The organism is Nocardioides sp., from assembly GCF_034670285.1.
Classification (GTDB): Bacteria; Actinomycetota; Actinomycetes; order Propionibacteriales; family Nocardioidaceae; genus Nocardioides.
This window is the reverse complement of record NZ_JAXMNS010000431.1, coordinates 1-3114: the sequence shown is the minus strand read 5'-3', so window position 1 is coordinate 3114 and position 3114 is coordinate 1. Positions and strand designations below refer to the sequence as shown.

5 protein-coding genes are annotated in these 3114 nt (G+C 71.1%); all 5 read right to left on the bottom strand.

What is annotated here, in order from left to right; genetic code table 11:
* A partial coding sequence (locus tag VOI19_RS17160; protein ID WP_323794169.1) for a hypothetical protein occupies positions 1–193 on the bottom strand: 193 nt, incomplete at its 3' end.
* Positions 194–329: 136 nt separating this feature from the next.
* Positions 330–689 carry a hypothetical protein gene (locus tag VOI19_RS17155; RefSeq protein WP_323794168.1) on the bottom strand — a complete coding sequence of 120 codons (360 nt, stop codon included), beginning with the start codon at positions 687–689 and terminating at the stop codon, positions 330–332.
* Between the two features lie 35 nt (positions 690–724).
* The gene (locus VOI19_RS17150) at positions 725–1585 is read right to left on the bottom strand and encodes a M15 family metallopeptidase (RefSeq protein WP_323794167.1); all 861 of its coding nucleotides are present in this window, start codon (positions 1583–1585) and stop codon (positions 725–727) included.
* Positions 1586–2269 carry a response regulator transcription factor gene (locus tag VOI19_RS17145; RefSeq protein WP_323794166.1) on the bottom strand — a complete coding sequence of 228 codons (684 nt, stop codon included), beginning with the start codon at positions 2267–2269 and terminating at the stop codon, positions 1586–1588.
* Positions 2262–3114: sensor histidine kinase (locus VOI19_RS17140; protein ID WP_323794165.1), on the bottom strand; the 853-nt coding region annotated here is incomplete at its 5' end. The genes VOI19_RS17145 and VOI19_RS17140, both read right to left, overlap by 8 nt.

Genomic DNA, 3114 nt, shown 5'->3' with positions numbered 1-3114 from the left:
CCGAGGCGTCGAGGTCGACGGCCAGCTCGGCCTGGATCGCACACGCCGCCGACTTCAACCGCTCCAGCTCCGCGATCAGGTCCACCCGCGCCCGATCCGCGACCACCTCGTCACCGACCGGCCGCACCGCAGCCAGGAGGCCGTCGCGGAAGCGGCGGACCTCCTGAGACTCGAGCGAACCGGCAAACATCATGCAGACATGCTATCGAACACATGTTCGAACGGCAAGTATTTTCTGGCTCAGCTGGGGACCCGGAGGTCGGCCGGATGCTCGTACGGCTCGAGCCCCACCCCGCGATCGAAGCGCGCGGTTCGCGGCACTAGTCAGGTCAGAAGGTGTGGACGGGCGACCAGAGCACTGCGATGCAGACGTTGAGGATCGTGAGTCCCAGCAGCCCGGCCCACAGGCCCTTCGGGATGCTGGTCTTGCGGCTGTTGGCCATGATCAGCACGAGAAGGACGAGCCCGATCAGCAGCTTGACGCCGATCTTCGCGTGGTTGACCGGGTCGTCGCCGCTCTCGAGGACCCCGACGAGCGCGAGGCCCGCGACGAAGGCCGTGCCGACGCCGTCACGCATCGCGGAGTTGATCTTCTTCTCCCCCGGCCCGGCCTGGACCAGCAGGCCACCGATGAGGGCAGCGAATCCGAGGATGTGGACGATCAGCAGGATCAGGCGCAGGGTCTCCATGGCCGGAGGCTATCGGGTTGCGCGGACCGGGAGGATCAGCGCGCCAGGGCCGAGAAGTGCTGGTAGTCCTCGAGCGTCCTGAAGTCGCCGCCCCACGACCACCCGATCCGGGCGAAGGCACGCACCACCGGGCCGTCCGCCTCGATCATCCCTGGTCGCACCCGGTCCCGGTCGAGATAGCTGCTCGCCCGCTCCGGCAGGACGACGTCGTCCTTGGCGTAGGGGTTGAGGAACGGGTTGACGTCGAGAGCCAGCCCGTAGGCGTGCGCCGACAGCAGCGAGGCCTGGCCGCGGGTCGGTCGGCAGATGAAGGCCGCGGTGTTGTTGCCGTCACCGGTGGCGGGCGCCTCCAGGTCGGCGGTCGTGATCAACCGCATCTCCTCGATCGGGAAGTCGAGCCGGAAGAGCGTGCGGAAGACCGACACGATGCCAGCGGCCTCGGAGGCCGCCACCACGAGCTCGCCGGTGTGGGCGGCTCCGTCGAAGCCCCGGAAGACGACCTGCACGTAGCGCAGGTCCTCCGGGGTGACGGGGCAGCCGGGCTGGTAGGTCTCCCCCATCTGCTCGAGGATCTCGTCGGTGACCGGACCGATCGACGACGAGAAGCGCCCGTCGGCCGGCGGCGCGAGCAGGTCGACGGTCGGGTAGCGCCGTTCGCGCAGCGAGGGAGGGGTGGCCCTGATCTCCCCGAAGCCGTCGGGACGCAGCGGGAGAGCGCGCTCCCCCAGGGGCCAGGTCGAGTACGACGGCGTGGGTTCGGGCGTCGGGGTCGGGGCGGCCGTGGCCACCGTTGGAGCAGTCGACATGCCAGGCGTCGGAGTGGGCGCCGCCGACTGGGAGCAGCCGGAGAACAGCACCGCCGCCGCCAGCAGGCCGCACCAGGAGCGGAACCCCATCTAGAGCAGTCGCCGGTCGGAGGCCCAGCGGGTGAGCTCGTGACGCGAGGAGAGCTGGAGCTTGCGCAGCACCGACGACATGTGGGTCTCGACCGTCTTGATCGAGATGAAGAGCTCCTTGGCGACCTCCTTGTAGGCGTAGCCGCGCGCGATCAGTCGCATCACCTCGCGCTCCCGCTCGGTCAGGCGATCCAGGTCCTCGTCGATCGCGGCAGGCTCGATGGTGCCGGCGAAGGCGTCGAGGACGAATCCCGCCAGCCTCGGCGAGAAGACAGCGTCCCCCTCGGCCACGCGGCGGATCGCCGAGACCAGCTCGGGTCCGGTGATCGTCTTGGTGACGTAGCCCCGCGCTCCACCGCGGATGGTGCCGATGACGTCCTCGGCGGCGTCGGAGACCGACAGGGCCAGGTAACGGGTGGTGACCTCGTCGGCAGCGCCGCGCCGCATCACCTCGACACCGCCGCCGCCGGGCAGGTGCACGTCGAGCAGGACGACGTCCGGCCGGTGCCGGGCGACGGCCGCGACGGCCTCGTCGACGTCGGCGGCCTCGGCCAGGACCTCGACCTCGCCGGCCCCCGACGCCTCCAGCTCGGCACGCACCCCGCGTCGGAACATCGCGTGGTCGTCGACGACGACCACGCGCACGACGCTGCTCTCCGCGGTGGGGATCTCAGGCTCAGGCATCGGTGGCTTCCTCGTGCTGGTGGTCGATCGAGAGGTGCAGGCGCACCTCGGTGCCCTCGCCGGGGGCCGTGCGGATCTCGGCCCGGCCGCCGTGGCGCACCATCCGGTCGATGATGCTGTGGCGCACGCCGTAGCGGTCGTCCGGAGTCTCCTCGAGCACGAACCCGCACCCGCGGTCGCGCACGAAGACGTCGACGCCGACGTGCCCGATCTCGGCGTAGACGTCGACCTGAGCCACCCCGGCATGCTTGGCGGCGTTGGTCAGCGATTCCCGGGTGGCGGCCACGATCACGCGGAGCTCGTCGTCGAGGTCGACGTCGCCGACGGTCACGACGTCCACCGAGACGCCGTGGGCGTCCTCGACCTCGGCAGCGACCTGGCGCAACGCGTTGGCGAGCGTCGACTCGTCGGCCGACTCCCCGACGTACAGCCACGAGCGCAGGTCGCGCTCCTGGGCTCGCGCCAGCCGCGCCACCGCGGTCGCGTCGCCGGCGTTCTTCTGGATCAGGGCCAGGGTCTGGAGCACGGAGTCGTGCAGGTGCGCCGCGACGTCGGCGCGCTCCTGGGTGCGCACACGCTCGGCGCGCTCGGCAGTGAGCTCGGTGGCCAGGCGGAACAACCACGGCACGGCCACGAGTCCGAGCCCGACCACCCCGACGAGCCCGGCGAGAGCGACGTCGCGGGCCAGCGCCAGTGAGCCTCCCCGCAGCGCGAAGAGCCCGAACGACGCGGTGACGAGCAGGACGCCGAGCCCGAGCCGCGCGTAGGAGGCCCAGCCGCCGTCGCCCAGGACGACGCGAGCCGGGTTGATCGAGCCGGTGGCGTCGAGCCAACGCTCGCGCTGG